A 24863-nucleotide genomic window follows, 5' to 3' on the forward strand; every position below is an offset into this window, starting at 1 on the left:
GCCGACGCATTTATTTCAAGAATCTGATTTAGTCCTGCGGCATTTCCCCGATAAATCCGGTCTTTCTCTCATACAGGAACTGCTCGTCAATTTCGATTCCGAAGGGCTCGTTAAGCTCTCTGAACTGTTGAGGTGTAATGGTGCTGAGTTTTCTGTCTGTCATAGACATTACCTTTACAAGTACCTCTGCAGCCTTCTCAACCGTATGCATGAGACCGAAGGTAATGTCAAAGTCGGTTCCGCAGGCAAATGCTCCGTGATGTGCCCACACCGCAAAGTCCTTTGTCTCCATAACCTTCGCAGTGGCTTCGCCAATGAGCTTTCCTCCGCAGAGAAGCCATGGAATAACACCGATTCCCTTAGGGAACACAACAGGACACTCGGTAGCCATCTCAAATATCTCTCTGGTGAACACTCTGTCGTTGAGGGGAAGCACATAGGTAAGAGCGATGACATTGGTAGGATGGCAATGGTAAACTACTCTGATGTTCTCGTCTCTCTTCTTGCAAACCTCAAGATTCATAAGATGTGTAGGAAGTTCTGAAGTCGGCTTACCGCCATCCACAAGACCCCAGACGATCTGATACTTTGTTCCTGTTTCATCGAGACGGATGATGCAAAGGTTCTCCTCCGGTGCTGTCTGCATGTTCCTCATATACTTTCCTGATCCTGTGACCATAAAGTATTCATTCTTGAGAGTCGGTACCTCTGTACCAAGTTCCTTCCACTCAGCATCAAAACTGAAGTTTTCCTCAAGATCCTTTACTTCTTCATCTTTCATTCTGTAGCTTAAGTTTCCGCCGTTTCTCTCATGCCAGCCCTGATTGAAACCGTCCTGACACATTCTTGTAAAACCTTTTAATAATTTTGAATCTGTTACTTTCATTTTATATATCTCCCCAAAATCCATTATTCTTAAATCAGCACATAGTCGCCCGGCACCTTAAATTAAAAACCAAAGGTGCCAGGCATTATTCCCAATCGAAATCAGACTCTCTTCGAAAGAACCTCAGATTCGTATTTCCTGCAGTCCTCGAACCACTCATCCTCTTTAAGTACCCCCTGCTTCTCGCAGTAGCAGTCCCAGATGTCTCCGAAAGGAAGAGTCTTCACTCTTTCTCTTAAGCTCATAAGTTCTGTGAAGTTTCGCTTGTCCTGAAGCTCCTTAAGCTTCTCATTCGGGGTGAGGCATGCATAGAGAAGCGCCTTCTCCATATTTCTCATACCGTTTGTCCAGGCTGAAACTCTGTTGATAGATGCATCAAAGTAGTCCATTCCGATGAAGAACCTGTCGGCGCCGTTACGTACGATTTCAAGCGCAAGCTCACGAAGGTCATCATTGAACAGAACAACATGGTCTGAATCCCAGCGAACCGGACGGGAAACGTGAAGTGCAACCTTGTCATCGAAAAGAAGCATTGATGAAAGCTTGTCTGCAACATTTTCTGTCGGATGGAAGTGACCGGTATCGATGAGGCAGTAAATGTCGTTACGTGAAGCATAGTTCATGTAGAACTCGTGGGAACCCACGGTCATAGACTCCATTCCGATACCGAAAACCTTGGACTCAACGGATACCTTAACCTTCTCACTGTCGTAAGGAGTGCTTAAAATCTGATCCAGGGAATCCTTCAGTCTTGCGCGAGGTCCCTTTCTGTCAGCCGGGATATCCTTGAAACCGTCAGGGATCCAAATATTCATGAGACATGGCACACCGGTTTCTGTTGCCAGATACTCAGAAATTTTAAGAGACTGTATGCCATGCTGAATCCAGAATTTGCGTACTTCTTCATTCTCAGAAGAAAGTGTTGCGCTTTCTGCCAGAGGATGGCTGAAAAATGTTGGATTAAAATCAAGTCCTAGTCCGTTTTTCTTTGCAAGCTCCACCCACTTTTTAAAATGCTTCGGCTCAAGTCTGTTTCTGTCTGCCCACTCGCCATCCTCAAAGATTGCGTAGCAGGCGTGAAGATTCAGCTTATGCTGCTTACCCGGAACGTAACTTAAAACCTTCTCTATATCCTGAAAAAGCTCCTCAGGAGTGCGTGCGCTGTAAGGATAGTTTCCTGTTGTCTGGATTCCTCCGGAAAGAGGTCCCTTCTGATCGAAACCACGTACATCATCCCCCTGCCAGCAGTGCATGGATAATGTTATTCTCCCGGCTTCCTTCATAGCCTTATCAACATCCACTCCCACCGCTTCATATTTTGCTTTTGCTGTTTCAAATCTCTGATTCATGTATTTATATCTCCCTTCAATTGACGTCATCATTTATATTCATAGTATATATGTTTCGTTTTTGCTGTTTAAGGTCATTGATTGAAGTGTTTTACGTCCTGATTTGCATATCGAGTCATATCGGCGTATACTGTTGAGATATATTAATGTTACGGCTCAGCAGGCATATGCAGGGATGATTCGGAGGGCATCAAGCTCTTCATACGTAAGCCGACTGAACTGTCACATATCAAGACCGCAAAAAGGAGATTTATGAACCCGGAAATACTTGAACAGCTTTCTTACCTGACATCAGAAGAAATGGAACTCCTGAACGGTCATCAGACTATTGACCGTTCTCTTTATTATGCCCCGGAAAAAGGCGAAAAAAATACCGTCATCGATCACCGGAAGGTGCTGGATAACGGTAAACTCATAGACATTCGCCCACACACAAGATTTGTACATTTCCCGAAACACAGCCACAACTATATAGAATTCGTATATATGTGTGTGGGCTCTACCAGGCATGTCATTGACGGACAGGACATCACTCTCCGGGAGGGGGATCTTCTTTTCATGAACCAGCATGCAACCCAGGAGATATATCCCGCCGGAAGAGATGATATAGCTGTGAACTTCATGATACGTCCTGAGTTTTTCGATTCGGTACTGCCGAAATTATCCGAAGACCACAATCCCCTGAGAGATTTTCTTATCAGTTGCCTGACTGATAAAGACATGGGGGGAAATTACCTGTATTTTCAGGTGCATGGCCTGCTTCCGGTCCAGAACCTTATGGAAAACCTTATATGGCTGATGATAAAAAATCCCGAACAGAAAAGAAATCTGGCGCAGCAGTCCATGGCACTTCTTTTCGAACATCTGGTTTCGCAGGATGTAAACATTTGCCTTCCGGAAAATTCTTTTGAACAGGAACTCATGATAAAGCTCTTTAACTACATTGAAACAGAATATAAAAATGCTGCCCTTTCCGAATTTATCGAAAAGAACAGCATCGACATCTATACTATGGGACGCATCATTAAAAAGAACACCGGAAAAACCTTCAAGTACCTTCTCATGGATAAACGCATGAAGACCGCCGCATATCTTTTGAAGAATACAGAGCTTACAACCGTAGACATTTCGTACAATATTGGATATGAAAATACATCTTATTTCCATCGTCTGTTTAAAATGACTTACGGAATGTCACCTAGAGAGTTTAGAGTTTCATCATGAATTGCTCTTGATGGTACAGTTTTTACTACATATCGCCTATTTCATTTCCATCGCTTGAGTTCTCCATAATAATTACAATTTCCCTCTCATGAGGAGGTTCATTAAGAACTTATCCTGCTTCCATCTGTGACTTATTTCAATACTTTCCCTCTCACGAGGGGATTCTGTTTTGGAGACCTGTAAAATATGATACCTCTAAATTTCAATACTTCCCCTCTCACGAGGGGGTTCATTACCTGCTTCAGATCCTTTAATGCCTCTGTTATTTCAATACTCTCCCTCTCACGAGGGGATTTAAATTTATACAAAACAAAGTGCGCTATTCGTGGGATTTCAATACTTCCCCTCTCACGAGGGGATTCTGCTACCTATCAACTCTTCAGCAACAAATTTTGCACCTTCTGAAATATCTCTGTACTCAGGATCATCAAAAGAAGCTGTCTCTGTGAAATCTGCATCTACCAAACAAGAATAAAGCATTCTTGTATAGAATTCTTTTTCATTTTTTGACATTGACTTTACATCAAAGTGATCATTTTTGCTTATTGGTAACAACAGGTTATTACTTTTGACATAGTCATCTATGTCATCCCATTCTTTTTTACAGGCGATAGCTATTTTTTTGAAAGAATCCGATGTGATATATTCATAATCATCTGTAATCAGATAATCATTTTCTTTGCATCTTAGTAAAGAATGATGAGCAGCGATAATTCCGGCAATAGTACGCTTCATGAATTTACTATCAATAAATCCTTTTAAACCATAGTAATAAATCGCACCAACTATTGCATGATCTATCTTTGTTTCTTTCCCTTTAAGGACATTCTGAAACCGGACAGTATGCTTTCCTAAATCATGTAGTAATCCAATCTGTTCACCAATTTTACTATTGTCAAATTCAGCCGCATATTGACCTGCAGTCTTAGACACTTTCGTAAGGTGCTCATACAATGTTTCTGTTTTTCCATTATGATTATCATGGGCTAGATATTCTTCGGACATATTTACCTCACTAGTAATGTTGTAAACATTATAACACGTTCAGGGTTAAACGGTGCTAAATTTGTGCACATTGCATATTGCCATAAAAAAAAGAGACTGAATTCAGCCTCTTTTCCTCAAAACAACACTTTCATATAATCTCATCATATTTTGACCAATTTCATCAATATTCAAAAATCCTTCAAGTCTTAGTTCCTTCATACTTTCTTCCAACGCAACAGGAAATTTCTCAACTAATCTTTTGTACTCTCTTTCGATAACTTTACTTGATATGCCCATTTCCGGTGATGCTGCTATAAATGTATCTTTATTTATCCTGTCCCAAAGAATTTCATCGGCAATAACAATAGACATTTCTGCTGTAGACTCTTTATACAACATAGTAGAAACAAGATCATATGCCGGAGCAAGTGCTATTCCGGATAAATCAGACGAATAGAGTAAAGATAAATTTTTTATATGATTGTCTGTATTTCCGATCAAAACATCATAAATCAAAATATCCAGCAATAAAATCTGATCACGAAGCGGATTATTGGAATTTTTTCGTATAAGATTAAATATTTTTTCTAAATATCCGTCACCAACTGATTCATATTTTCTTTGTCCTGGTATTCCCAATGCTTGTGCAAAATCTTCTTGATGGAGACGTAACGGACATGGCATTCCATCGATACTTTTCACTGAATTTTCAATATTTCTGTCATAACGCTTTGATGCCAGCAGTATTTCAGAATCCTGATAAGTTCCATGATTTACAATAAAACTATCTATAGTTGGTATCCCTAAATGTGCAGCCGTTCGAAGTGAAAGCTGTTCATTTTCAACTATATGCTTTAATCTGACATGGCTTTGTTTGACAATATGTGTACTTGGAGCAGTACCAATAGGTTGAAACCATCGTCCTTCATTATAATATAGTCCAACCTTGCCCGATGCCCCGGTCAAAGAAAGATGTGACTTTACTAATAATTCTGTAGATTTTGTTGCACCTTCAGCCGCCAGCTCTTTAACTTGTTTAGCCGTTAACAGCTCATATTGCGGGTCATCTACTTCGTTTCTACCAGCTTCTTCTATCCTTATTGCACCAAGGCATTCCTTGCCCAATCCGGCAAGTATAGTCAAATAGTCATTTTCATCTGCATGTAGCCATGCTGCCACGCTTTTTCTACTGAATCCTTCAGGAAGCAACCCTTCAAAAAAACAGCTTGTTTCACTTGGACTGAACATCTCTTTTCTCAGTGGAAGCATCACAGAAATCGCATGTCCCTTATTTAAATATTCATGATCATATTTAAATGAGGCATCCATAACATTATTTCCATGAATTCCTCCGACATAATACTCTTTTCCATGAATTTCTATAAACACATCAAGATTTCTCATTATTCCCCCCTGGCTTCTATTGTTATATTCAATCCAAGAAGCATGGCTACCTGAATAGCTTTATCAAGCTGAATAGTTTTCTTTCCATTTTCGAGTTCCGATAAAAAACTGATGCTGAATCCTGTAAAATCCGAAATATACGCTTGAGTATACCCCAACTGTTTTCTTCTTTCACGCAAAGCTGTTCCAAAGGATCTTGAGTCTGTTATCTTCATTTGATTTTTCTCCGGTTTCTAACGCCATTATAGTAATCTACATTATTTGTTTTCAGAAAATATAGTCAGCAAGCGTATAGTTTCAAAGAATATGAACTTTGCCGGACAGCTATTCTTTCTCTATTTTATGCACAATTTAGCCGTTCGGCTATATTGCGGTTTGAATATACTTTATTTAGCCGAACGACTAATATCTTCTTGCTTTAAGAATAACTTAGTCGTTCAACTAATTCAAGTCCTATCCTCAGACATTATCAGCTTTTTATACTTTTTCAGTTTTTTTGATATAATGAGATGATGCATTTCTAATAAACATCATTATGCATCAATAATGAAGTGGGTACATATTATATATTCAAGAACGACTTACAGCCCACTGTATATCATTCCGGAGGTCTTATGGAAAAGAAGAAATCAAAAGCAATTCTTTACATCTGTTCATCAGCATTTTTCTTCAATCTCATGAATATATTTGTACGTCTTTCAGGAGACGTTCCAAGCATACAGAAAAGTTTCTTCAGGAATCTGGTGGCTGTATTTGTAGCCTTATTCATGCTTTTGAAAAGCGGTGAAGGATTTCATCCTCAAAAAAAGAACCTTCCAGTACTTTTGGGAAGATCCTTTTTTGGTACCATCGGAATCCTTTGCAACTTTTATGCCGTTGACCATCTGCCTTTGGCCAATGCTTCCATCCTGAACAAAATGGCTCCTTTTATGGTTCTTATCTTTTCATATTTCATTTTGAAAGAAAAATTGAAGTCCGTACATATCTTTATCATTCTGCTGGCATTTGCAGGATGTTTGTTCGTAGTAAAACCTTCTCCCGACAACATAAATCTCATAGGTTCTGTTTCAGGTCTCATGGGCGGAATCACGGCAGGGCTTGCCTACACTCTTGTAAGACTTGCAGGGCTTCGGGGTGAAAAAGGTGCCACCATCGTGCTGTTCTTCTCGGCATTCTCCTGCCTTTCAGTACTTCCTTACATAGCACTTAACTTCCATCCTATGACATTGCACCAGCTCTCCATGCTACTCCTTGCAGGAGCCTCAGCTACAGCCGCACAGTTCTCAGTCACCGCCGCCTACAGCCATGCACCATCAAAGGAAATATCCGTTTATGATTATACTCAGGTGCTTTGGGCCGCAGCATTTGGCTTCCTTCTGTTTGGAGACATTCCAGATGTATTTAGTGTAGTCGGTTACTGCTTGATCATAGGTGCAGCCATAGTGATGTACATGTACAATCAACGTCATTAGGAAACAAAAGTATTCCTGTTATTTATTGAAAATAATCCTGCCCTGCTCCTGAGATTCTCTCATCATTATAGCCATATATGAATCAAGAAGAGCCTCCCGTAAAGGATATGGGGAATTGCAGCTGCCTTTTGAGTATTCAGCAGTTTCTTTCATAAGCATCGCAATGGCAGTTTCATCATCAGAAAGACCGCACAGTCCAAAAGGAGGCTCATACAAAACCTCTCCCCGGAAAGAAATCCTGCTGATCTCTTTGATATAACGAAGATTCGGATTGGAATCGTTTGTTTCAATGACCCGGGACTCAATTTCCAGTTCAGCTTCTGCAGCACGATTGTCCGCATCAAGATAACAGACATGATTATCTATTATCTCCCCTCTGACTCCCTGCAGTTTATAAGTCTTTTTCCTGATAGGAGAACGATACTGTTCGGAATCAAACTCGTATACTGCGGTTTTTCCATTTTCAAACTCAAATAAAGCCACAGTGCGGTTTTTCCCGGATACTCTTCCATCCACTATCTCTTCGTATCTTGTTAATGTTTCTGTCGTTGGGAAAGTGTATGTCCTGGAATAAACCGAGAATCCGGTGTCAGCATTAATTCCAAGCAACGCCCTCATGATACTCGCTCCATGATATTCATGGGCCAGTGAAATATTGAGATAATTGACTTCTCCTATGATTCCCTTTTTCACAAGCTTAAGAAGGGCACTGTACTGCGGATATCGGATATACTGTTCCGCCACCACAAGCTTTTGTCCCTGTTCATCTCTTTTGCTTAGTTCCAAAAGTGTTTCTTTGTCAATTCCTGCCGGTGTTTCCAGAAGTACCGTACAGCCTTTATCAAGCCAATGCATAGCTGTTTCCGCACCTGCAGTCTTTGCTACAGAAACCACCACAAAATCCGGCTTATGGGAAAGACATTCCTCTTCTGAAGTCGTGCAGGATATGCCGTATTCATCACGTATCCTTTTGGCTTTTTCTTCACTCCTTGAGAGCATGGTACATAGTTCAAAAACATCAGGAAGCGCTTTTGCAATCCTCACATAGTACATAGCTCTCCATCCTGTTCCGACAATAACAAATCTGTATTTTCCCAAAAGATTTCTCCTTCCAGCGCACTGTCTTGTAATTATTTATATTCTGCCAAATGCCACTCCCAGCACTGCAGCAAAAATTATCAGATGTATCGGTGATGCTTTTCTTTTCAGGAAGCGTTTATGCAAAAGAATAAACATTATAAGTATGATGGTTATCACTATATTTACACGATTCAGGCCACCATCCATCCTGCAGTTGTTTATAATCATATAAAGTCCGGTAGATAGGATGATTCCTACGATGCATGGCTTGATGCCCCTGAGCACCGCCTGAAATTCAGGGTTATCCGTAATATTCTTCAGTATGGTTGATACGATCAGAATGATGACAAATGATGGAATAGCAACGGCCGTTGTTGCTATGACAGCTCCAAGGACTCCCGCCTGACTGCTTCCAATGTAAGTTGCCATATTTACCATGATGGGGCCCGGGGTGCTTTCGCTGACAGCTATCATGTAAGTGAGCTGATCTTCACTCAGCCACCCGTAGGTCATAACCACATCCCTTATCAGAGGTATAGCACCATATGCCCCGCCAAAAGCGAATATTCCTATCTGTAAAAACCCTAAAAATAATTGAAGATATATCAAATGTCTCTCCCTTTTCTGTATATGTCAAAAGTTATTTAACTTTCATCGGTTACAATCAGAATCAGTGTTTCCTCATTTCCGAAACATAATTATATATCAGTCCAATGACTCCCGCCGTCATCATCATGACAACAGTAGAAATCTTAAATCCCAGGAATTCAGAACAAAGCATCAGAAGCATGGATGTACAAAAAATGATACGCGGAAAAAGCTTCTTTTTCATATTGGAAAGCATGCCGAGACCTGCATTAAATATCAAAAGTCCAACCGCAAGCTTGATTCCGCGAAAAGCATCTGCCACTACTTTTATTTCCATAAAATTACCCAGAAAGCAGGAAATCACATAGATAATCAGAAATGACGGAAGTATGACACCTATAGTTGCCGCAAACGCACCCTTCAGACCTTTCATCTTATATCCCACAAAGGTTGCGCAGTTTATGGCTATAGGGCCCGGAGTTGATTCAGCTATAACTGTCATATTCATCATCTCATCATGAGTTATCCATTTCTTTTTTGTAACGCAAATGTCCTCAATAAGAGAGATCATGGCGTATCCCCCTCCGAAGGTAAAACACCCGATCTTCGCAAAAGTCAAAAATAGTTCCAGCATGTATTCTCCCTACAATGTTCAGGCTCTGTCAAACCGTTCTGTTCCCTTTAAGCACCTCACGATAATCCTCCAAATTTTTCTTTAAAAGCGTTGGAATTTGAAGCTCATAAGGACACTTCGTCATACATACTCCGCAATTCACACAGTCCTCGATCTTCTCCATTTCTTTCTGCCAATGATCACTGAGCCAGCTCTTACTTGGAGCTCGTCTGAGCATTAACGACATTCTGTTACAGTTATTAATCTCTATACCAACCGTACATGGCATACAGTAGCCGCATCCACGGCAGAATTCTCCCATAAGTTCATCACGCTCGGCTTTGATAAACTGAAAGATATCGTCGTTCATGACAGGTGTCTCATTCATATATGAAAGCCACTCATCAAGCTCAGACTCTCTCTGGATTCCCCAAATCGGTACCGCACCATCAAATTGTGATATGAAAGCCATGGCTGCCTTTGAATTCGTTATAAGTCCTCCGGCGAGGCCTTTCATGCAGATGAATCCTATGTTGTGCTCATTGGCAAGCTCTATGAGTTCTATTTCCTTTTCAGAAGCAAGATAGCTCATGGGGTACTGAACCGTATCATACAGTTCCGATTCGATAAGTTCCCTGGCAATTCCATACTTATGAGCAGTACCGGAAATAAAACGTATCTTGCCCTTTTGTCTTGCCTCCTCCATACATTCATACATGCCGCTTCCGTCTCCCGGTCTGTAGCAGGTATTCATCATATGGAACTGATAGATATCGAGATAGTCCGTTTTAAGATTTGTAAGTGTCGTATCCAGATCCTTCCAAAATTCCTCCGGCGTAGTCGCCTTGGTTTTTGAGGCAATGAATATATCTTTCCGGTCCACATATCCTGTTCCGAAGGACTCTCCAAGTTTCACTTCACTGTCACTGTAAGCTCTTGCCGTATCAAAAAAGCGAATGCCTCCTTCATAAGCCTTTCTGAGAATCCTGATGGCTTCTTCAATGGATACTCTCTGAATCGGTAATGCTCCAAAACCGTTCTGCGGCACTTCAATTCCCGTTCTTCCTAAAACAACATTTTTCATACACTTCTCTCCTTGTAGAACTAAGACCCATTTAATGTTCGTTTCATAAAAATAACCCTTTTCCAATTGATGTCCATAGTTCCTTGCTTTCCCTTCCTGCAGCTTCCTTCCTATGTCATCCATGATATAATAAACATAAAAATCAGCACTGAATTAATAATACCATTTTGTCAGGGATACGTACATATTCTGCCATTCATACAATGATGGACAGCGAATAAATCAGGTCAGGCTATAAAGCCTGACCTGATCTTCGTTTATTCATTTGGATATATCATTATTCTTTTAACTGGAATTTTGTAACAAGACCATCCAGCTTTTCCGCCTGAGTGGAAAGCTCCTGACTGGCTGCTGCACTCTCCTCTGCAGTTGCAGAGTTTGTTTGTACAACAGAGGAAATCTGATCGATTCCGTCTGTTACCTGCTGAATGCCTGCATTCTGCTGTTGGGAAGCTTCAGAAATCTTGCTGATCAGCTCATCGATTCTTGTAAAGCTGTCCGATACCTTTCCAAGAGCAATTGCTGTCTCATCTGTGATTCCTGCTCCCTTATGTACAGCCTCAATGGTATCTTCAATAAGCTTCGCAGTATTGCCGGCAGCATCCTGTGACTTCTTCGCAAGATTACCTACCTCGTCAGCAACAACCGCAAATCCCTTTCCGGCAGTTCCTGCTCTTGCCGCCTCAATAGCTGCATTAAGCGCAAGAATGTTGGTCTGGAATGCAATGTCATCAATGGTCTTTATGATCTTTCCGATCTCATTTGCCTTCTCGGTTATTTCTGTCATGGATTCTGACATTTCCCGCATCTTATCATTGGAAGTACGGACTGCCTCATTGGAACCCTGGCTGATAAGCGCAGCCTCCTTGGTGAGGTCTGTGGTGCCAAGTACCTTTTTTGATATCTCTCCCATCGTCTTAGAAAGATCCTCAACGGATGAAGCCTGCTCTGTAGATCCTTGTGCCAGTGCCTGAGAACCTGAAGCAACCTGCTCAGCTTCACCTGATACCAGATTTGCGGAACTCTTGATTTCCCGCATGGTAGCAGATAGTTCTGAACTGATACTGTTTACAGCGTTTTTAAGCGGTGCATATGCTCCTACATAGAGCTCTCTGTGACGATTGGAATCAGTATTAAAGTTTCCTGCGGCAAGCTGTGTCAGATTCTCGGACAGATCTTCAATAATCTTACGAAGTCTCTCGATAAACTGATGAATAGAATCCGCAAGTACTCCTATCTCATCATTGCCCTTGTAGGATACATCTATATCAAAATTACCGACTGCAACCTTCTGTGCCGCATCTCCGATCCTATTAAGAGGTGCAAGGGTTTTTGTAAGAAGACTTACTACAACAAGACTGAGTACAACAAGCGCTATGATTGCAAAAATAACGATGAAAACAACAATCTCATAATTGGGGGCATAATAATCATTCTGCTGAAGTGCACACTGGGTCCACCAGTATCCGCCGCCAACCTCAATCGGTGAGAAATAACGGATTACTTTTCCGTTCTTTTGAGACATACTTGTGAACTTGAATCTGTCTTCAGTCTTTACACCATTAGTGAAATCAGCAAAGGTCTCATCTCCGATGACATCCTTGAAACTGGTTCCTATAATAGCCAGATTACTGCTGAGGAGGAAATCACCGCTTCCGCTGAATACATTGTAGATCATATTATCGAAAGGCGGATGTTTGTCCACTATTATACCGAAGGAAGCCGTATCAATGGTAATGACAACAGTTCCCTTGAAATTACCATCGGATACAATTGGATAGTAAAATGATACAACCTTTAATTCATTAAACTCATATGCTGATGAAGTGCCGTTCTCAAGAGATTCTTTTGCAGGAGCGTAGTAATCAGCATCTGCATAGCTATCATATTCCAGATTCCTGACCACTCCATTCTCATTGTCTTCTCTTGTGATATAAGGGGCAAACTGTATCATGTCCCTGGAATAAGCCCCAGGTTCCATGAGAACACCAACACCAACTATATAATCATATGTTGAGATTGCGTGTATCATGGAATTTATCATAACGGTTTCTGCCGCATATCTGCTTCCGCTGATCTGTTCACCTGTAACACGGCTGAAAAAGGTACCGTTGGTAGGCTGCGGCTGTTCCTTTACAGCCCCTTCCACTGTCCATGTTGCCGCGATGCCGGATTCCATACTGTCTTCTGCTGCATACATACGTTTCATAACAGTCTGTATGTTTTCATCGATATCATTGGCAACATCAACAATTGACTTGACTTTTGCCGCACCTTTGTCTGCCATTGCATACATGGTCTTATCTGTCGCCTTCAGCATGGAGCCGCCGACAAAAACGATGATGGCAACGGTCATGGCTGCAAAGACTCCCAAAAGCACGATAGAAACTATCGCCGCCAGTCTTCTGCTTATACTGCCCTTTTTACGTACTGTCGATTTTCCGTATTTCATTTTAGTTCTCCTCAATTCAATATTCGTTCAAGCTTTAAAATATAGTTTTCACGTTCATATCGCTGAAAGTTATATCGGCAGTCTTATCAATAATAATAACTTGTATTAGTTATAACGATGAAGTTTTCTTTATTAGGAATTATGTTTTTTAATATTCATGAGACCATGATATGCGTTTAAGAGGCTTATCGAAAAAAACAGCAGGTGCCGTAAAGCATCTGCTGCCGAGAACTCTGGAAACCCGCCAATTAATATGCCTCTCTAGTTGTAAGCTTCAGAATTCTTGTATCACCGCTCAAAAGAACTGTGGGAACCATGAACAGAACCAGAGCTATAATTATCTCGATATTATATAAATCCCTGTTCAAAACCATGGGAAGCAAAACACTTATGGAATTATTCAGAACATGAGCCAATATAGAAACGCCTACCGTATTGTACCTGTATGCCAAATAGGTAAGGGTCATACCGACGGGGATTGCATAGAGGCTCTGAAGAGGATTCATATGCATGGCTGCAAAAAGCAAGGTATTCAATATAATGCACCCCTTAATTCCGCAAACAGTTTTTGATTTCCGTAACAGAATTCCTCTGTATGCAAGTTCTTCGGCAATGGGAGCTAACAGCATAATGGTAAGATATCCAATGATATTTTCATCCCCCATGGCCGTATTCATCATTGAATTGAATAAATTTAAAGATGCCGGTGAAAGAGCAGTTACAAAGTGGCTTATCAGTAATGCTATACAAAATGTAACTATAGTCAAACATACGATGAATCCCATGGATTTCACATTAAATGGTTTTTCATGTTCTTCCTGCAAATCTTCCGCCTGATCTTTAGCTATCACATATTTTAAAAAGTACCAGATTCCAAAAACTGCCATACATACCAGTTCAGATGCAAACAGTATTACAGGCTGAACCTCTTTCACCAACTCTACATAATCAAAGTTATAACCCGTTGAAATCGCCACAGGTATAACAGTCGCTATACCGCCTATTACTCCCACGATGAACTGAATTAAAAGAAACAGTAAAAAAATAAGTATTCCAAATATTACAACGCTTCTTTTGTTTAATGTCTTCATACCTATCCTATCTCCTATCCTAAAAAATATTTTCTCCAGTATTGTTACATATAAACATTAATTCCCGCCAATATTTACATTACTTTTTCTTTTCAAATTATTTAACTATCATCACAGAAAAATATCCAGTTTCATCCGGAATGGAATCTAAATCCGGATAAACTCTCTCATCAGGCATTCCATAATTTTCAACCAGATAAGCATTCTTATGGGCAGCAGAAGGGACCCACGCCTATAGCATATATTTTTCCTGACATAGCTCATGCTCTCCTTTATTCTGCCTATATTTTGTCTTTATTCTGTTTTTTCCTCCGTTTCCCTCGGCAGTTTCTTCATATACATCACAAAAAACAGAAGAGAAATAAAGAAGGAAAGTCCATACGCCACCGGCTGTGCTTCCTGTATTCCGGCAACGCCTCTTGTATGTGCAAGAATATATAAAGCCGGCATAAAGATAAATCCGCTTCGAAGGGATGAAAGAAGCGCTGCTCCGCCCTTCTTTCCGGTACACTGGTAGGTCATCTCCGTAACTACTGAAAGGGGCAGTGTCGGAAGAAGCAGCATCTGAAGAACCAGTGCTCTGTGAGCCACCTTTATAACAGCAGGATCATCACGGAATATACGAATGATCTCATCCGGGAACTGAAGTGTAGCTGCTATGGCAACAAGAATAAAAATCATTCCAAGAGCTGCAGTGAACCAGATGGCTTTTCTTACACGATCAAATTTCCGGGCACCATAGTTAAAAGAACAAACCGGCTGAAAGCCCTGTCCCACACCAAGAGCCATGGAAAATACGAAAAATACGATACGGTTTACGATACTCATTGCAGCAACCACTTCATCACCGTAAGCTGATGAAAGAACATTAAGAAGAATTGTTGTGACGCTGTTAAGTATCTGGCGTAAAAGACTGGGTATTCCTGTGAGAACAATTTCACGAAGCAGAACCGTATTAACACATATCATCAGTTTTTCTGAAGAAAGATGTCTAAAAGATATTCTCGAAGTTGTACGTCCCTTTAGAAACATTGACAGAAGTATGCCCCAGCTTATGATCTGTCCTATGCAGGTGGAAAGACCGGCTCCTGCGATACCCATATTGAGTATCATCATAAAAAAATAGTCTCCGCCGATGTTAAGTATACTTCCCACTAAGAGACCTATCATACCCAGGGACGCCTTTCCCTCATATCGAAGGATACTGTTCATGGTGAAGCTGGTGGTCATGAAAGGCGCCGCAAAAAGTATGTAAGCGATATATGTTTTTGCAAAGGGGGCTATGGTTTCGGTGCTGCCCAGCCACCTTACAAGCGAATCCAGTGTAAAGAAACCAAACACTGTTATAACAAATCCCATAAAAAGGGAACAGAAAAATGCAGTTGACGCAGTTTCAGATGCTCTCTCCGGCTGCCTGTCCCCAAGCATACGGGAGATAATGCTTCCGCCTCCCTGTCCGAACAAAAATCCGAAAGCCTGAATGATGGCCATAAAACCGAATACCACACCAACAGCACCACTGGCAGATGTTCCGAGAGTTCCCACGAAAGCTGTATCCACCACATTATAAATATTGGTTATCAGCATGGATATCATGGTGGGTATCGCCAACAATGTAATAAGTCTCGGGATAGGTGTCTCTGTCATTCTTTTGTACTGCTGTTCTGTTTTTGTCATAATGTCTCGTCTCCATCAAAAGCTGCCAAAATCTGTAACATAGGTATGATTTTTCTGCAGAAAATCGCCGGCTATCTTTAACCCGTAAAGGTTCAAATAACCGGCGTTTTAATTACAATAATCCCTATTCTAATTTACATAACACTGTATATCAAGCTATATGTGACAGCTTATTATGCATTAAGATATTCAATCATGCAATCTGCTGCAACAATGCCTGAACAGTAAGCAATTCCGAGAGATGCACCTTCATTCTCATAGTATGGGCTGCAGTATGCGCTGCCGTTATCAACACCGGCAACATAGAGTCCCTTGATAACACTCTGATCAGCTGCAAGTGCTCGACAGTACTCATCTGTCTTGGCACCGCCAAATGTGGACCAGATGGATGGCTCATACTCAAAAACATAGAATGTATCACCCTGAAGCTTATGAAGGAGATATGAAGACTTGTAGAATTCAGTATCTTCTCCGGCATCACAAAGTGCATTGTAGGCTTCAACTGTTGATTCAAGATTCTTCATGCCGAAGAACTCTGCACACTCCTTAAGAGAGCCCTTAACAGCCCATCCCTGCTCTATTGCAGCATCAATGTCCTCAGGAAGCTTCTCAAGAACCTTGCCTGTAAATCCGGTCTGTCCAACATACCATTCCTTAGGATTGCCATAATACTCAAGGATTCCTACAGAACTTACAGCATCAAACATTTCCTGATCAAGTACTGCATAGTAGAGACCCTCACGAAGGCTTATCTCACCGCCGAGAGCAAGAGGTCTGTCAGAAAGATACTGCTCATTCATGAAACGGTTTCCATTACGGTTTACCATAAGTCCGCCATAGATAGCAGGCTCAAGTGCGGCATTGGCACTTCTCATAGCCGGTCCTTCTACAGGAATCTTGTGGTTTGCTCCACCGAACTCATTGCAGCAAAGCGCCCAGTTTCTGTCAGCGATTCCGCCTGCCTCGATGACCATGTCATAACCCTGGCCTGTTGAAAGAGTATTGCAAAGAGGCCATACTGTGATATCACCGTAGATTTCCTTAAGTCTCTCCTTGTTTCCCGCATAACCGCCGGTTGCAACGAGAACAGCCTTGGCATTGTACTGAATGTACTTATCTTCATTTGTGTCATGAACGATAACACCTGTAACAGTATCTCCGTCCTTAACAAGCTTGATTGCTTCGCTGTCAGGAATGAACTGTCCGCCATCTGACTCAAACTTTGCGATAAGCGGCTCAAAACGTGCAGCTCCGCGAACCTGGTTTCCGTCCTTATCATTGAAATTGTGACGTGCACGGAATCCCATACCGTAAGCATCCTTACGAAGACCCATGTTTACACCGTTATCCATAAAGTTTGAAACAACTCTCTCACCTGCTGCGGCACACTTTCTGATGAGATTTGCATTAACTGTTCCACGGCTGAAACCATATTCACACTCATAGAGAGTCTCTACGCTTACAGTCTCTCCCTCTGCTTCCTGTACACGTGTTTCAGCAAGAGCAGGTCCACCGGCAAGGCATCCGTTTGATACTCCGCATCCGCTTCCCTTCTCAAGAAGGATAGTCTTCTTTCCTGCCTGAGAAAGAACAAGTGCTGCATGGATGCCAGCTGCACCACATCCTATAACAACAGCCTCTGTGTCAACTGTTGAATCAGGTACGATTTCTTTCGCAGATTTCTCCTCTGCAGTTGCAGTGGCAGTAGTCTCTGCTTCTTTAGCACCTTCTGTTGAACCCTGAGTTGCCTCAGGAATGTCATTGCTCTGACAGGCTGTAGCCATACCGGCAATACCAAGGACTGCTGTAGCCATAGAGCCCTTCATAAAGTCTCTTCTTGTAATTTTCTTCATAAAAAATATCCTCCTAATGTTACTACACAACAGGATTATTTTACCATATAACACAAAACACATACAAGAAATAGTCCCGGGCTATATCTATGAAGAAACTTCTTTATTCAATGAATTATTTTCATAATTAAAAAATCAGTTAATATTCCACAGGAATATTATTAAGCTCTGTATTCAGCGCTTTCTGATCTATTTCCCCGGAATTCACACCCTTATTTTTACTATTATCTGCATTAAACAAATTATCGTTTACAGATTATATGCTGCGGATGCTGATAATGTGAAAGGCGCACAGCATTGGCACCTATCTCATCAATAAGTTCAAAGTCACGGTTAATATCTTCATCTTTTACCGCATTGTAAATCTCTGCAGTATCCTGATGTTTTTCGACACCGTTGATCCTTACGTGACGTCCGTTAAGGTAAAAGTCTCTCTCAGAATCCATCCGGAAAGACCTGAAGCTTCGTCATGAATACTATAATTCAGCCGAAAACTTTTAATATCATTTCCAGAATCTGCTTTTTATCTGCATTTTCCGGAAGATTCTTCAGTGCCTTTGTAAGACCTTCCAGGAAAGATTTTGTCAGTTTCTCTTCCAGAATCTTTCTTACCCACTCTGTATCGGATAAGGATTTTTTACCCATATATATCTGTTCAAATATATATGAAGCGCCTTCACCCAGAGCAAAAACGATGCTGCCTGCTATAAAAGCATTTACCACTGCAGCACCGACATTTATCACCGGAATAGTCTTTAAACTTCCGGCGAGAAGTTTGCCTGCCGCGCCTACTGTACCGACATCAACAATTGTATCCAAAAGAGCCTTTGACTGTTCATTTTTCTTTATATCCCATATTTTGGCTATGGATTCTATCTCCAGTGTTTCTGTAGGCGTAAGTATCATGGCATCAGCAAAAGGAAGTGTCACTCCTCCTACAGTAATTCCTGCTAATGTTGCAACACTTATGACTGTCTGGGACAAAGCCCTCTTACGGATAAGGTTATAATTCTTTACATCCTGCTCTGCCGCTTTAAATCCCTCAGGTAAAAGCCTGTTTGTAAGCTCAATGAGTTCGGTTATCCCTTCCGGCGGAGCATAGATTCCTTCTCTCAATGTATAAGGCTCGGCAACTACAGGGATTATGTCATTAAGCCTGTCTGCATACTTCTTTCTTACAGCAAAGGCATCCCTTATCATCTGTTTATTGTCTTCCCGTTCCGGTTCTGAATATGATTTGGTTATAACTACAACTATAGGGACATTTTTCCAGATACTTGTGGCATTCATCATGGAATCTATGGCTTTGGGAAAAAGCTTTGATGAGGTACCATCAACGCAAAACCATATCACATTTACACGTGTATCTTCTTTTCCGGCCCTTGTTGAATCTTTTGACCATTTTCTGACTGCATTGATTGCTTTTCGTTCTTTGAAAAATCCCGGCTCAAACCCGATCGTATCTATGAGGCGAAAGGATATTCCATCATTTTCATATATTTCCAGTTCAAGGGTTGTACCCTTTATACCTCTTCCGGTAACGGCTTTCTTTGCAGCATCTTTTCCCAGTACCGCATTAATCAATGTGGATTTTCCCACTCCGGAATTACCTATTACGAGTACATTTCCCTTAACCATTTTATCCTCCAAGTTATCCCTGTTTAAGACTCGTGCAGTTTGTAATCAACATCTTCTTTAATTATTTCAAGCATTATTGCAGCAAATCCCGGATCAAACTGCGTTCCTGAGCCTTTTTCAATTTCATTCCTTACTACGTCCTGAGGAATGATGCCCCTGTAGCTTCTATTGCTTGTCATGGCATCATACGCATCTGCAACCGCAATGATTCTTGCCTCTTCAGGTATATCCTCTCCCGATAAGCCGTCAGGATATCCTCTGCCGTCGAAGCGTTCATGATGCCACCTGGCTCCGATTGAAAGTTTGGGCATTTCCTCAATATTCTGAAGAATCCTTGCGCCTCTTCCCGGATGTGTTTTTATCTTCTCATATTCCTCATCCGTTAGTTTTCCCGGTTTATTTATGACGGCGTTAGGCACTCCTATCTTACCAACATCATGAAGAAGACCCATCATATAGATTTCTTCCTGCCTTTCGGATGAATAACCGGCTCTTTTTGCTATTTCTCTGGAATACTCCGCAACCCTGCTGGAATGTCCCTTTGTATATGCATCTTTGGCATCGATGGCTTCTGCAAGAGTCTGTACGATATGAAGGGACAGGGCTTCTATCTCTTTAGTCTTACGTTCAACTTCCGCATGCAGATCCCGCTGGAGTCTGATAAGTTCCAAAAGATGTCTCACCCGAAGCGTCAGAACCTCAGCTACAAAAGGCTTTCGGATGAAATCCATAGCCCCCATGGACAGTCCTGTAGTCTCAGAAAGACAATCGTCATTGGCGGTAAAGAAAATAACCGGTGTCTCTTTCTTTGCGTTCTCTTTTTCCCATATCCGAAGAAGTTTCATGGTCTCAAAACCGTCGAGATCAGGCATTTTTATATCCAAAAGAAGCATGTCGATGGTATTCTTCGAAACGTAATCAAGTAAAAGCCGGCCGCTTTTAAGACATGTAACCTTAAAACCGGCTTCCGAAAGAACTGTTTTGGCATTCCTCAATATGATCGCATCATCATCTACAATCACTACGCGTTCTTCCATTCAGTATCCTTTCTTTGGAACATTATTTATCCCATAAACTACCGTATGCACCTATCGCCTCATCCACAGTCATGATACCGTTTGCAACCTTATAGGCAGCTGCACGAAACTCTTTGTTCACAGCATCATTAAGACCGGTCTCCTGATAACTGAAAGCCTTATCTTCAGGAAATCCTTCAAGAGAAGAATACACTTCATCTAAAGAAAAATCATTGGTGGGAGTAATAAGACGCTTTATGGCTGCCATATTTCCCAGTTCTTTTTCTCTCATAAGGAATCTGATGAATTCATTGGTCATATCCAGATTGCTGCTGTTTTTATTTACACTGAAGAACAGGTTTACCGCATCCAGAAAATATCCTCCATCATCCCCCAGAGGAACCACATAGAATTTATATTTAAATGGACTATTCATAAACTTTTCCGATTTACTCTCACGTTTCATGGTACCCGAAACCATATCGCCGCTTCCCAGCATCATGGGAACATCTCCTTCGAAAAAGCGCATGATGACAGCATTATAATCATCTTCTATCTCCTCTGAACAACGGTCGGGATTCAGATAACCGGAGTCCACAAAAGTCTTTAATCTAAGAAGAGCAGGGCGCATCATTTCTCCGGCGGACTTTTCCATAGCATTAAGCTGAACCACCGATTCCGGATTTCGGATTACATTATTACAAAACATCGGAAAAGCGAAAGCATAGTACATGCCTGCAACCGTAGTACCATTTGCTCCCATAACAGGTGTTTCATATCCTGCCGCTTTAAGCTTATCACAAACATCCACCAGCTCACTGTAATTGTTCGGAACCTTAAGACCGTTCTTCTCAAAAATATCCATATTCACAAGCATTCCGTATGATCTTGTGAATATCGGAAGCATGATTACATCTCCGTTTTCAAGAGTCCACCGGGCTCCTTTACGAATGCAGTTCAGATCTATCTTCAAGGCAGGATCCGAGAGAATCTCGGCATTATCCAAAATCGGACTCATTTTATCGTCATCCAGCATCCATGATGCCGTAACAAAGATATCTGGTGCTTCATCACTCCGCAGGGCCTTGGCTATAGTATTTTCATAATCATCCAGAAAAACATAATTCAGACTTACATTTGGATAGTATTCATAGAAACGTTCAAATTCACTCTCAAGGGATTCAAAATTGGAATAACTCCCCGCAACCTTAATGGAACATGTTGTTTCAGTTGACAATCCGGGCTTAAATTCCGTACTGTTCTCCTCCTTTTGTCCGCAGGCGGAAAAGCCCAATACCATTGCAAAAGCAGCTATCGATATCAATATCCCCGGAACCGGTCCCTTTGTTTTGACCATCATGTTGCCTCCTCATATATAACTCTTTGTTTATACCAGTTACAATCAATCTGATAACAATTCCGGTATCAGATCGTAATCAAAATTGTCCACCGCCTTTTTGAGGGCATCAAACCTTTCAGCCTCATCTCCGGGAAATCTGTATCCTTCAAGAGATTCCACGATATTTCCCACACTGTCATAATCAAATGAGGCACAAAACTCTCTGATATCGGTGTAGGCCTTTTTCATATCCTCCTCTGATATTACAGGCCGTTCATCCTCAACCTCTTTTTTTATATCACTTAAAGGCTCAAGTTTCTTGATCAGTTTCCTGTATTGATCAAGAAGTTCTCCTATCTCCCTTTCAAGAGTATCCGTATCACCGGCTTCTCCTGCTTTTTCAAGTCTTGCGGCAAAATCTCCGAGTTTTGCTGCTCCTATCAGACGTGAAGTACTCTTCAGTGCATGTATTTTTACAGTAGTGTTCTTTATATCTCCCGAAGCCCAGTATTTCTCGATGTCATCTGTATTCTTTGGCGCAGCGTCAACATACATCTCCAAAGTACCCAAATATGCTTCGCGGTTTCCACAATGTTTCAAACCCGTATCAACATCAAGTGTCTCTATACCGAAAATGAAATCCGGGATATTGTTATCCTCCTCCCCGTCATTCTTTGATACAGGAGCAATCTTTTCCTTCGGAATATACTTTAACAGTATAGCCTCAAGTCTGAAGGGATCAACCGGCTTGGTAATGTAATCATCAAAGCCTGCATTAATATACATTTCCCGCATACCTGAGATGGCATTGGCTGTAAAACATACCACAGGCGTACCGGTATTCGGTGTATCCGTGATTTCTTTCATTTCCTTCAGAGTGTCAATACCGTCCTTATCAGGCATCATATGATCCAGGAATATAACATCATAATGTCTGACCCTGTAAAGTACTATAGCCTCATCTCCGCTGATTGCTGTATCTATCTGAACTTTTGTTCGCTTAAGAAGGTTTTCGAAAACAGAAAGATTGACCTGGGTATCATCAACCACCAAAAGCCTCGCTTCAGGTGCCGTAAATGTCTCCTGATATTTTTTTCTTTCCGAAACATGCTTTCTGAAGGTTTCCTCGTAATCACCTATTGGAGTCCAATCCTTTACTCCCTGCACAAGCTTAAAGGAGAAAACAGACCCCTTTCCGTATTCGCTTTCCACCTCTATATGGCTGCCCATCATGTTTAGAAAGCTCTGTGCAATGCTCATTCCGAGACCGGTTCCTTCTATATTTCTGTTTTTGTTTTCTTCGATACGCTCAAAAGCCATAAACAGGCGCTTCATGTCCTCAGGCTTAATGCCTATACCCGTATCTCTTACACTTATTATGAGCTTTATGGAACCGGAATCTTCTTCTGCTTTTTCAAAGCCCGCCCTGAAGGTGATGGATCCCTCTTTTGTATATTTAACAGCATTTGAAAGAATATTGGTAATAACCTGTTTTATACGGATTTCGTCTCCGTTTAGTACCATGGGGATATCTCTGTCCACATCAAGATTTAATACAAGACCCTTATCCTCTGCCTTGCTTTGTACCATGTTCACAAGGTCATTAAGCATTGAAACAAAACTGTAATCGACATTGATGATATCCATTTTTCCGGCTTCTATCTTTGAAAAATCAAGTATTTCATTGATAAGTCCCAACAAGGTTTTTCCGGCAGTCCGGATACTTTCGGAATATACGATAATTTCCTTTTCGTGGCTGTCCCGCAGAACCATTTCATTAAGTCCCAGAATAGCATTCATAGGTGTACGGATATCATGAGACATAGTCGACAGGAAATGGGATTTTGCCTCATTAGCCTGGTTGGCCGCCTCCGCTGCCTCTGACAGCTTCCTGTTGTAAATCATGAGTATCAGGTAATTGAATACAAGCAATATCAGTAAACCAAGTGTTACCATCCCCAGTAACAGCCAGTCAACCACGGTACTCGCTGCAAGCTCCCGTGAAGGTATGTATGCCAAAAGAAACCATGTATTAAGTGATTTCAAAGGTATATGAGAAATTATACATTCCTCTCCTTTTGAATTGAACATCTTCATGGTTCCCAATTCCGATGTTACCTCGTCTACCATCTTCTTATATCCGATGCTGTCCGCATGGTTATAGGACTTATAATACTCGTAGAAATTGGAATTTTTCAGAGATTTGCCGTGAACCAGATAGTCACCATCACTGTTAATGAGGGAAATCTCCACGCTTTCATACTCACCGTTAAAAAAGACAAGCTTATCTTTAAGGGTGCTTACCGGCTCAACCCTCATCAAAAGAGCCTTTTTTAATTCTCCTGTGGTTTCATCCAGAACAGACACAAAATTCATGAAAGCAATTGACTGTATCCCATTCTGTGGATTCGTATATGCCCTTGTCAGACTTACAACACCGTCTTCGGTACTTATGTTGTTAAGATTTTCAAACAGATTGATATTACGATATGAAACCGAATAATCAGCGGTATCTGTCAATCCCCGGTGAGTTGATATGCCGTTTTTTAAAGGATCATCAGGATATATCAGATGACCGTATATATCGGGCGATATCTTGGCTTTTCTTATGAAAGAAATTGCTTCCTCTGCAGTCATGGGTGATCCGGCTTCTGCGGATCGATTGATGTAATTTGACCATATATCGCAAAGATGCTGCTCATCCAAAAGATAGTTAGTGACTATCTGTTCTGCGGAGACTGTCATTTTCTCAAAAGCTTCAATAGCACTCTTGTTGCTTTCGTTCATTTTTGTATTGGTATATTGAATTATAAAGAAGAGTATCAACGCCATTATCACAATGTTGATGGCAATGACCTGCGTTTTTTTCATTCCTTCACCTCATCGTCCACCTTGGGAACAGTGTATTTGTCCTTCTCATTATCATAGTCCATAACTACCACATGTATACACTGACAATACACCGTGTCTATATTGATATTCGACGGATTATAGTGTTTTATTAAATCATCTGAACAACTTATAAAGAAACCTGGTTTTGTCGATTAAATATAGGGCAATCTGTGAAAACTGCCTGTGTTTCATAAAAAACCATTTAATTTCTTAAGTGT

Annotated in this window: 20 protein-coding genes; 2 read left to right on the forward strand and 18 right to left on the reverse strand. The window is 41.2% G+C overall.

Annotation, left to right across the window (positions count from 1 at the left end; all coding sequences use genetic code 11):
- Positions 1 to 28: 28 nt before the first annotated feature.
- Together rhaD and T515_RS08745 are read right to left on the reverse strand one after the other, a co-directional pair.
- Positions 29 to 886: a rhamnulose-1-phosphate aldolase gene (gene rhaD, locus T515_RS08740; protein WP_036609897.1), complete on the reverse strand. Its 858-nt coding sequence runs from the start codon at positions 884 to 886 to the stop codon at positions 29 to 31.
- Positions 887 to 987: 101 nt separating this feature from the next.
- Positions 988 to 2235: an L-rhamnose isomerase gene (locus tag T515_RS08745; RefSeq protein WP_036609900.1), complete on the reverse strand. Its 1248-nt coding sequence runs from the start codon at positions 2233 to 2235 to the stop codon at positions 988 to 990.
- A 252-nt stretch (positions 2236 to 2487) separates the two neighbouring features.
- Here T515_RS08745 and T515_RS08750 point away from each other — a divergent pair, with 252 nt between their 5' ends.
- A complete protein-coding gene (locus T515_RS08750; RefSeq protein ID WP_036609904.1) occupies positions 2488 to 3459 on the forward strand; it encodes an AraC family transcriptional regulator in 972 nt (323 codons plus the stop codon).
- A gap of 348 nt (positions 3460 to 3807) precedes the next feature.
- Here T515_RS08750 and T515_RS08755 read toward each other — a convergent pair whose 3' ends face one another.
- The 3 genes from T515_RS08755 to T515_RS08765 form a co-directional block, all read right to left on the reverse strand.
- Positions 3808 to 4464, reverse strand: coding sequence for a CRISPR-associated endonuclease Cas3'' (locus T515_RS08755; protein WP_036609907.1), 657 nt, complete (start codon positions 4462 to 4464; stop codon positions 3808 to 3810).
- 102 nt (positions 4465 to 4566) lie between these two features.
- Positions 4567 to 5850: a HipA domain-containing protein gene (locus T515_RS08760; protein ID WP_036609909.1), complete on the reverse strand. Its 1284-nt coding sequence runs from the start codon at positions 5848 to 5850 to the stop codon at positions 4567 to 4569.
- Positions 5850 to 6065: a helix-turn-helix domain-containing protein gene (locus tag T515_RS08765; RefSeq protein WP_036609911.1), complete on the reverse strand. Its 216-nt coding sequence runs from the start codon at positions 6063 to 6065 to the stop codon at positions 5850 to 5852. The genes T515_RS08760 and T515_RS08765 overlap by 1 nt, the downstream gene beginning before the upstream one ends.
- A gap of 399 nt (positions 6066 to 6464) precedes the next feature.
- Between T515_RS08765 and T515_RS08770 the strand changes: the two genes are divergently transcribed.
- On the forward strand, positions 6465 to 7322 hold the full coding sequence (locus T515_RS08770) for a DMT family transporter (protein ID WP_036609916.1): 858 nt from the start codon (positions 6465 to 6467) through the stop codon (positions 7320 to 7322).
- Between the two features lie 18 nt (positions 7323 to 7340).
- Here T515_RS08770 and T515_RS08775 read toward each other — a convergent pair whose 3' ends face one another.
- The 13 genes from T515_RS08775 to T515_RS16610 all read right to left on the reverse strand — a co-directional run bounded on the left by T515_RS08775 (position 7341) and on the right by T515_RS16610 (position 24624).
- Positions 7341 to 8420 carry a Gfo/Idh/MocA family protein gene (locus T515_RS08775; protein ID WP_036609919.1) on the reverse strand — a complete coding sequence of 360 codons (1080 nt, stop codon included), beginning with the start codon at positions 8418 to 8420 and terminating at the stop codon, positions 7341 to 7343.
- Positions 8421 to 8456: 36 nt separating this feature from the next.
- Entirely contained in the window at positions 8457 to 9011 is a 555-nt protein-coding gene (locus T515_RS08780) for a chromate transporter (protein WP_036609922.1), read from the reverse strand.
- 61 nt (positions 9012 to 9072) lie between these two features.
- Positions 9073 to 9624 carry a chromate transporter gene (locus T515_RS08785; protein ID WP_036609926.1) on the reverse strand — a complete coding sequence of 184 codons (552 nt, stop codon included), beginning with the start codon at positions 9622 to 9624 and terminating at the stop codon, positions 9073 to 9075.
- A gap of 28 nt (positions 9625 to 9652) precedes the next feature.
- On the reverse strand, positions 9653 to 10687 hold the full coding sequence (locus tag T515_RS08790) for an aldo/keto reductase (protein WP_036609928.1): 1035 nt from the start codon (positions 10685 to 10687) through the stop codon (positions 9653 to 9655).
- Positions 10688 to 10964: 277 nt separating this feature from the next.
- Positions 10965 to 13139, reverse strand: a complete 2175-nt coding sequence (locus T515_RS08795; RefSeq protein WP_036609930.1) for a methyl-accepting chemotaxis protein — start codon at positions 13137 to 13139, stop codon at positions 10965 to 10967.
- A 248-nt stretch (positions 13140 to 13387) separates the two neighbouring features.
- A complete protein-coding gene (locus tag T515_RS08800; RefSeq protein WP_036609932.1) occupies positions 13388 to 14230 on the reverse strand; it encodes a CPBP family intramembrane glutamic endopeptidase in 843 nt (280 codons plus the stop codon).
- A 294-nt stretch (positions 14231 to 14524) separates the two neighbouring features.
- Positions 14525 to 15907, reverse strand: coding sequence for an MATE family efflux transporter (locus T515_RS08805; protein WP_036609934.1), 1383 nt, complete (start codon positions 15905 to 15907; stop codon positions 14525 to 14527).
- A 173-nt stretch (positions 15908 to 16080) separates the two neighbouring features.
- The gene (locus tag T515_RS08810; protein ID WP_051671587.1) at positions 16081 to 17760 is read right to left on the reverse strand and encodes an FAD-dependent oxidoreductase; all 1680 of its coding nucleotides are present in this window, start codon (positions 17758 to 17760) and stop codon (positions 16081 to 16083) included.
- Between the two features lie 242 nt (positions 17761 to 18002).
- Positions 18003 to 18206, reverse strand: a complete 204-nt coding sequence (locus T515_RS08815; protein WP_036609935.1) for a glycoside hydrolase family 2 TIM barrel-domain containing protein — start codon at positions 18204 to 18206, stop codon at positions 18003 to 18005.
- 37 nt (positions 18207 to 18243) lie between these two features.
- Positions 18244 to 19410 (reverse strand): GTPase, encoded by a 1167-nt coding sequence (locus tag T515_RS08820; protein ID WP_278245414.1) that lies wholly within the window; start codon positions 19408 to 19410, stop codon positions 18244 to 18246.
- 11 nt (positions 19411 to 19421) lie between these two features.
- Positions 19422 to 20435 carry an HD domain-containing phosphohydrolase gene (locus tag T515_RS08825; protein WP_036609940.1) on the reverse strand — a complete coding sequence of 338 codons (1014 nt, stop codon included), beginning with the start codon at positions 20433 to 20435 and terminating at the stop codon, positions 19422 to 19424.
- Between the two features lie 22 nt (positions 20436 to 20457).
- On the reverse strand, positions 20458 to 21774 hold the full coding sequence (locus T515_RS08830; protein WP_036609943.1) for an ABC transporter substrate-binding protein: 1317 nt from the start codon (positions 21772 to 21774) through the stop codon (positions 20458 to 20460).
- Between the two features lie 42 nt (positions 21775 to 21816).
- On the reverse strand, positions 21817 to 24624 hold the full coding sequence (locus tag T515_RS16610) for an ATP-binding protein (protein ID WP_051671588.1): 2808 nt from the start codon (positions 24622 to 24624) through the stop codon (positions 21817 to 21819).
- Positions 24625 to 24863: the final 239 nt, after the last annotated feature.

Source organism: Oribacterium sp. P6A1 (assembly GCF_000702885.1).
In the GTDB taxonomy this organism is placed as follows: Bacteria; Bacillota; Clostridia; order Lachnospirales; family Lachnospiraceae; genus Oribacterium.

Excerpts from the sequence above, each read along its gene's own strand:
- T515_RS08760 (WP_036609909.1), bottom strand. The coding sequence starts at position 5,850 with ATGAGAAATCTTGATGTGTTTATAGAAATTCATGGAAAAGAGTATTAT.
- T515_RS08755 (WP_036609907.1), bottom strand. The coding sequence starts at position 4,464 with ATGTCCGAAGAATATCTAGCCCATGATAATCATAATGGAAAAACAGAA.
- T515_RS08800 (WP_036609932.1), bottom strand. The coding sequence starts at position 14,230 with ATGAAGACATTAAACAAAAGAAGCGTTGTAATATTTGGAATACTTATT.
- T515_RS08825 (WP_036609940.1), bottom strand. The coding sequence starts at position 20,435 with ATGGAAGAACGCGTAGTGATTGTAGATGATGATGCGATCATATTGAGG.
- T515_RS08765 (WP_036609911.1), bottom strand. The coding sequence starts at position 6,065 with ATGAAGATAACAGACTCAAGATCCTTTGGAACAGCTTTGCGTGAAAGA.
- T515_RS08750 (WP_036609904.1), top strand. The coding sequence starts at position 2,488 with ATGAACCCGGAAATACTTGAACAGCTTTCTTACCTGACATCAGAAGAA.
- T515_RS08795 (WP_036609930.1), bottom strand. The coding sequence starts at position 13,139 with ATGAAATACGGAAAATCGACAGTACGTAAAAAGGGCAGTATAAGCAGA.
- rhaD (WP_036609897.1), bottom strand. The coding sequence starts at position 886 with ATGAAAGTAACAGATTCAAAATTATTAAAAGGTTTTACAAGAATGTGT.
- T515_RS16610 (WP_051671588.1), bottom strand. The coding sequence starts at position 24,624 with ATGAAAAAAACGCAGGTCATTGCCATCAACATTGTGATAATGGCGTTG.
- T515_RS08785 (WP_036609926.1), bottom strand. The coding sequence starts at position 9,624 with ATGCTGGAACTATTTTTGACTTTTGCGAAGATCGGGTGTTTTACCTTC.
- T515_RS08805 (WP_036609934.1), bottom strand. The coding sequence starts at position 15,907 with ATGACAAAAACAGAACAGCAGTACAAAAGAATGACAGAGACACCTATC.
- T515_RS08810 (WP_051671587.1), bottom strand. The coding sequence starts at position 17,760 with ATGAAGAAAATTACAAGAAGAGACTTTATGAAGGGCTCTATGGCTACA.
- T515_RS08790 (WP_036609928.1), bottom strand. The coding sequence starts at position 10,687 with ATGAAAAATGTTGTTTTAGGAAGAACGGGAATTGAAGTGCCGCAGAAC.
- T515_RS08770 (WP_036609916.1), top strand. The coding sequence starts at position 6,465 with ATGGAAAAGAAGAAATCAAAAGCAATTCTTTACATCTGTTCATCAGCA.
- T515_RS08745 (WP_036609900.1), bottom strand. The coding sequence starts at position 2,235 with ATGAATCAGAGATTTGAAACAGCAAAAGCAAAATATGAAGCGGTGGGA.
- T515_RS08830 (WP_036609943.1), bottom strand. The coding sequence starts at position 21,774 with ATGATGGTCAAAACAAAGGGACCGGTTCCGGGGATATTGATATCGATA.
- T515_RS08815 (WP_036609935.1), bottom strand. The coding sequence starts at position 18,206 with ATGGATTCTGAGAGAGACTTTTACCTTAACGGACGTCACGTAAGGATC.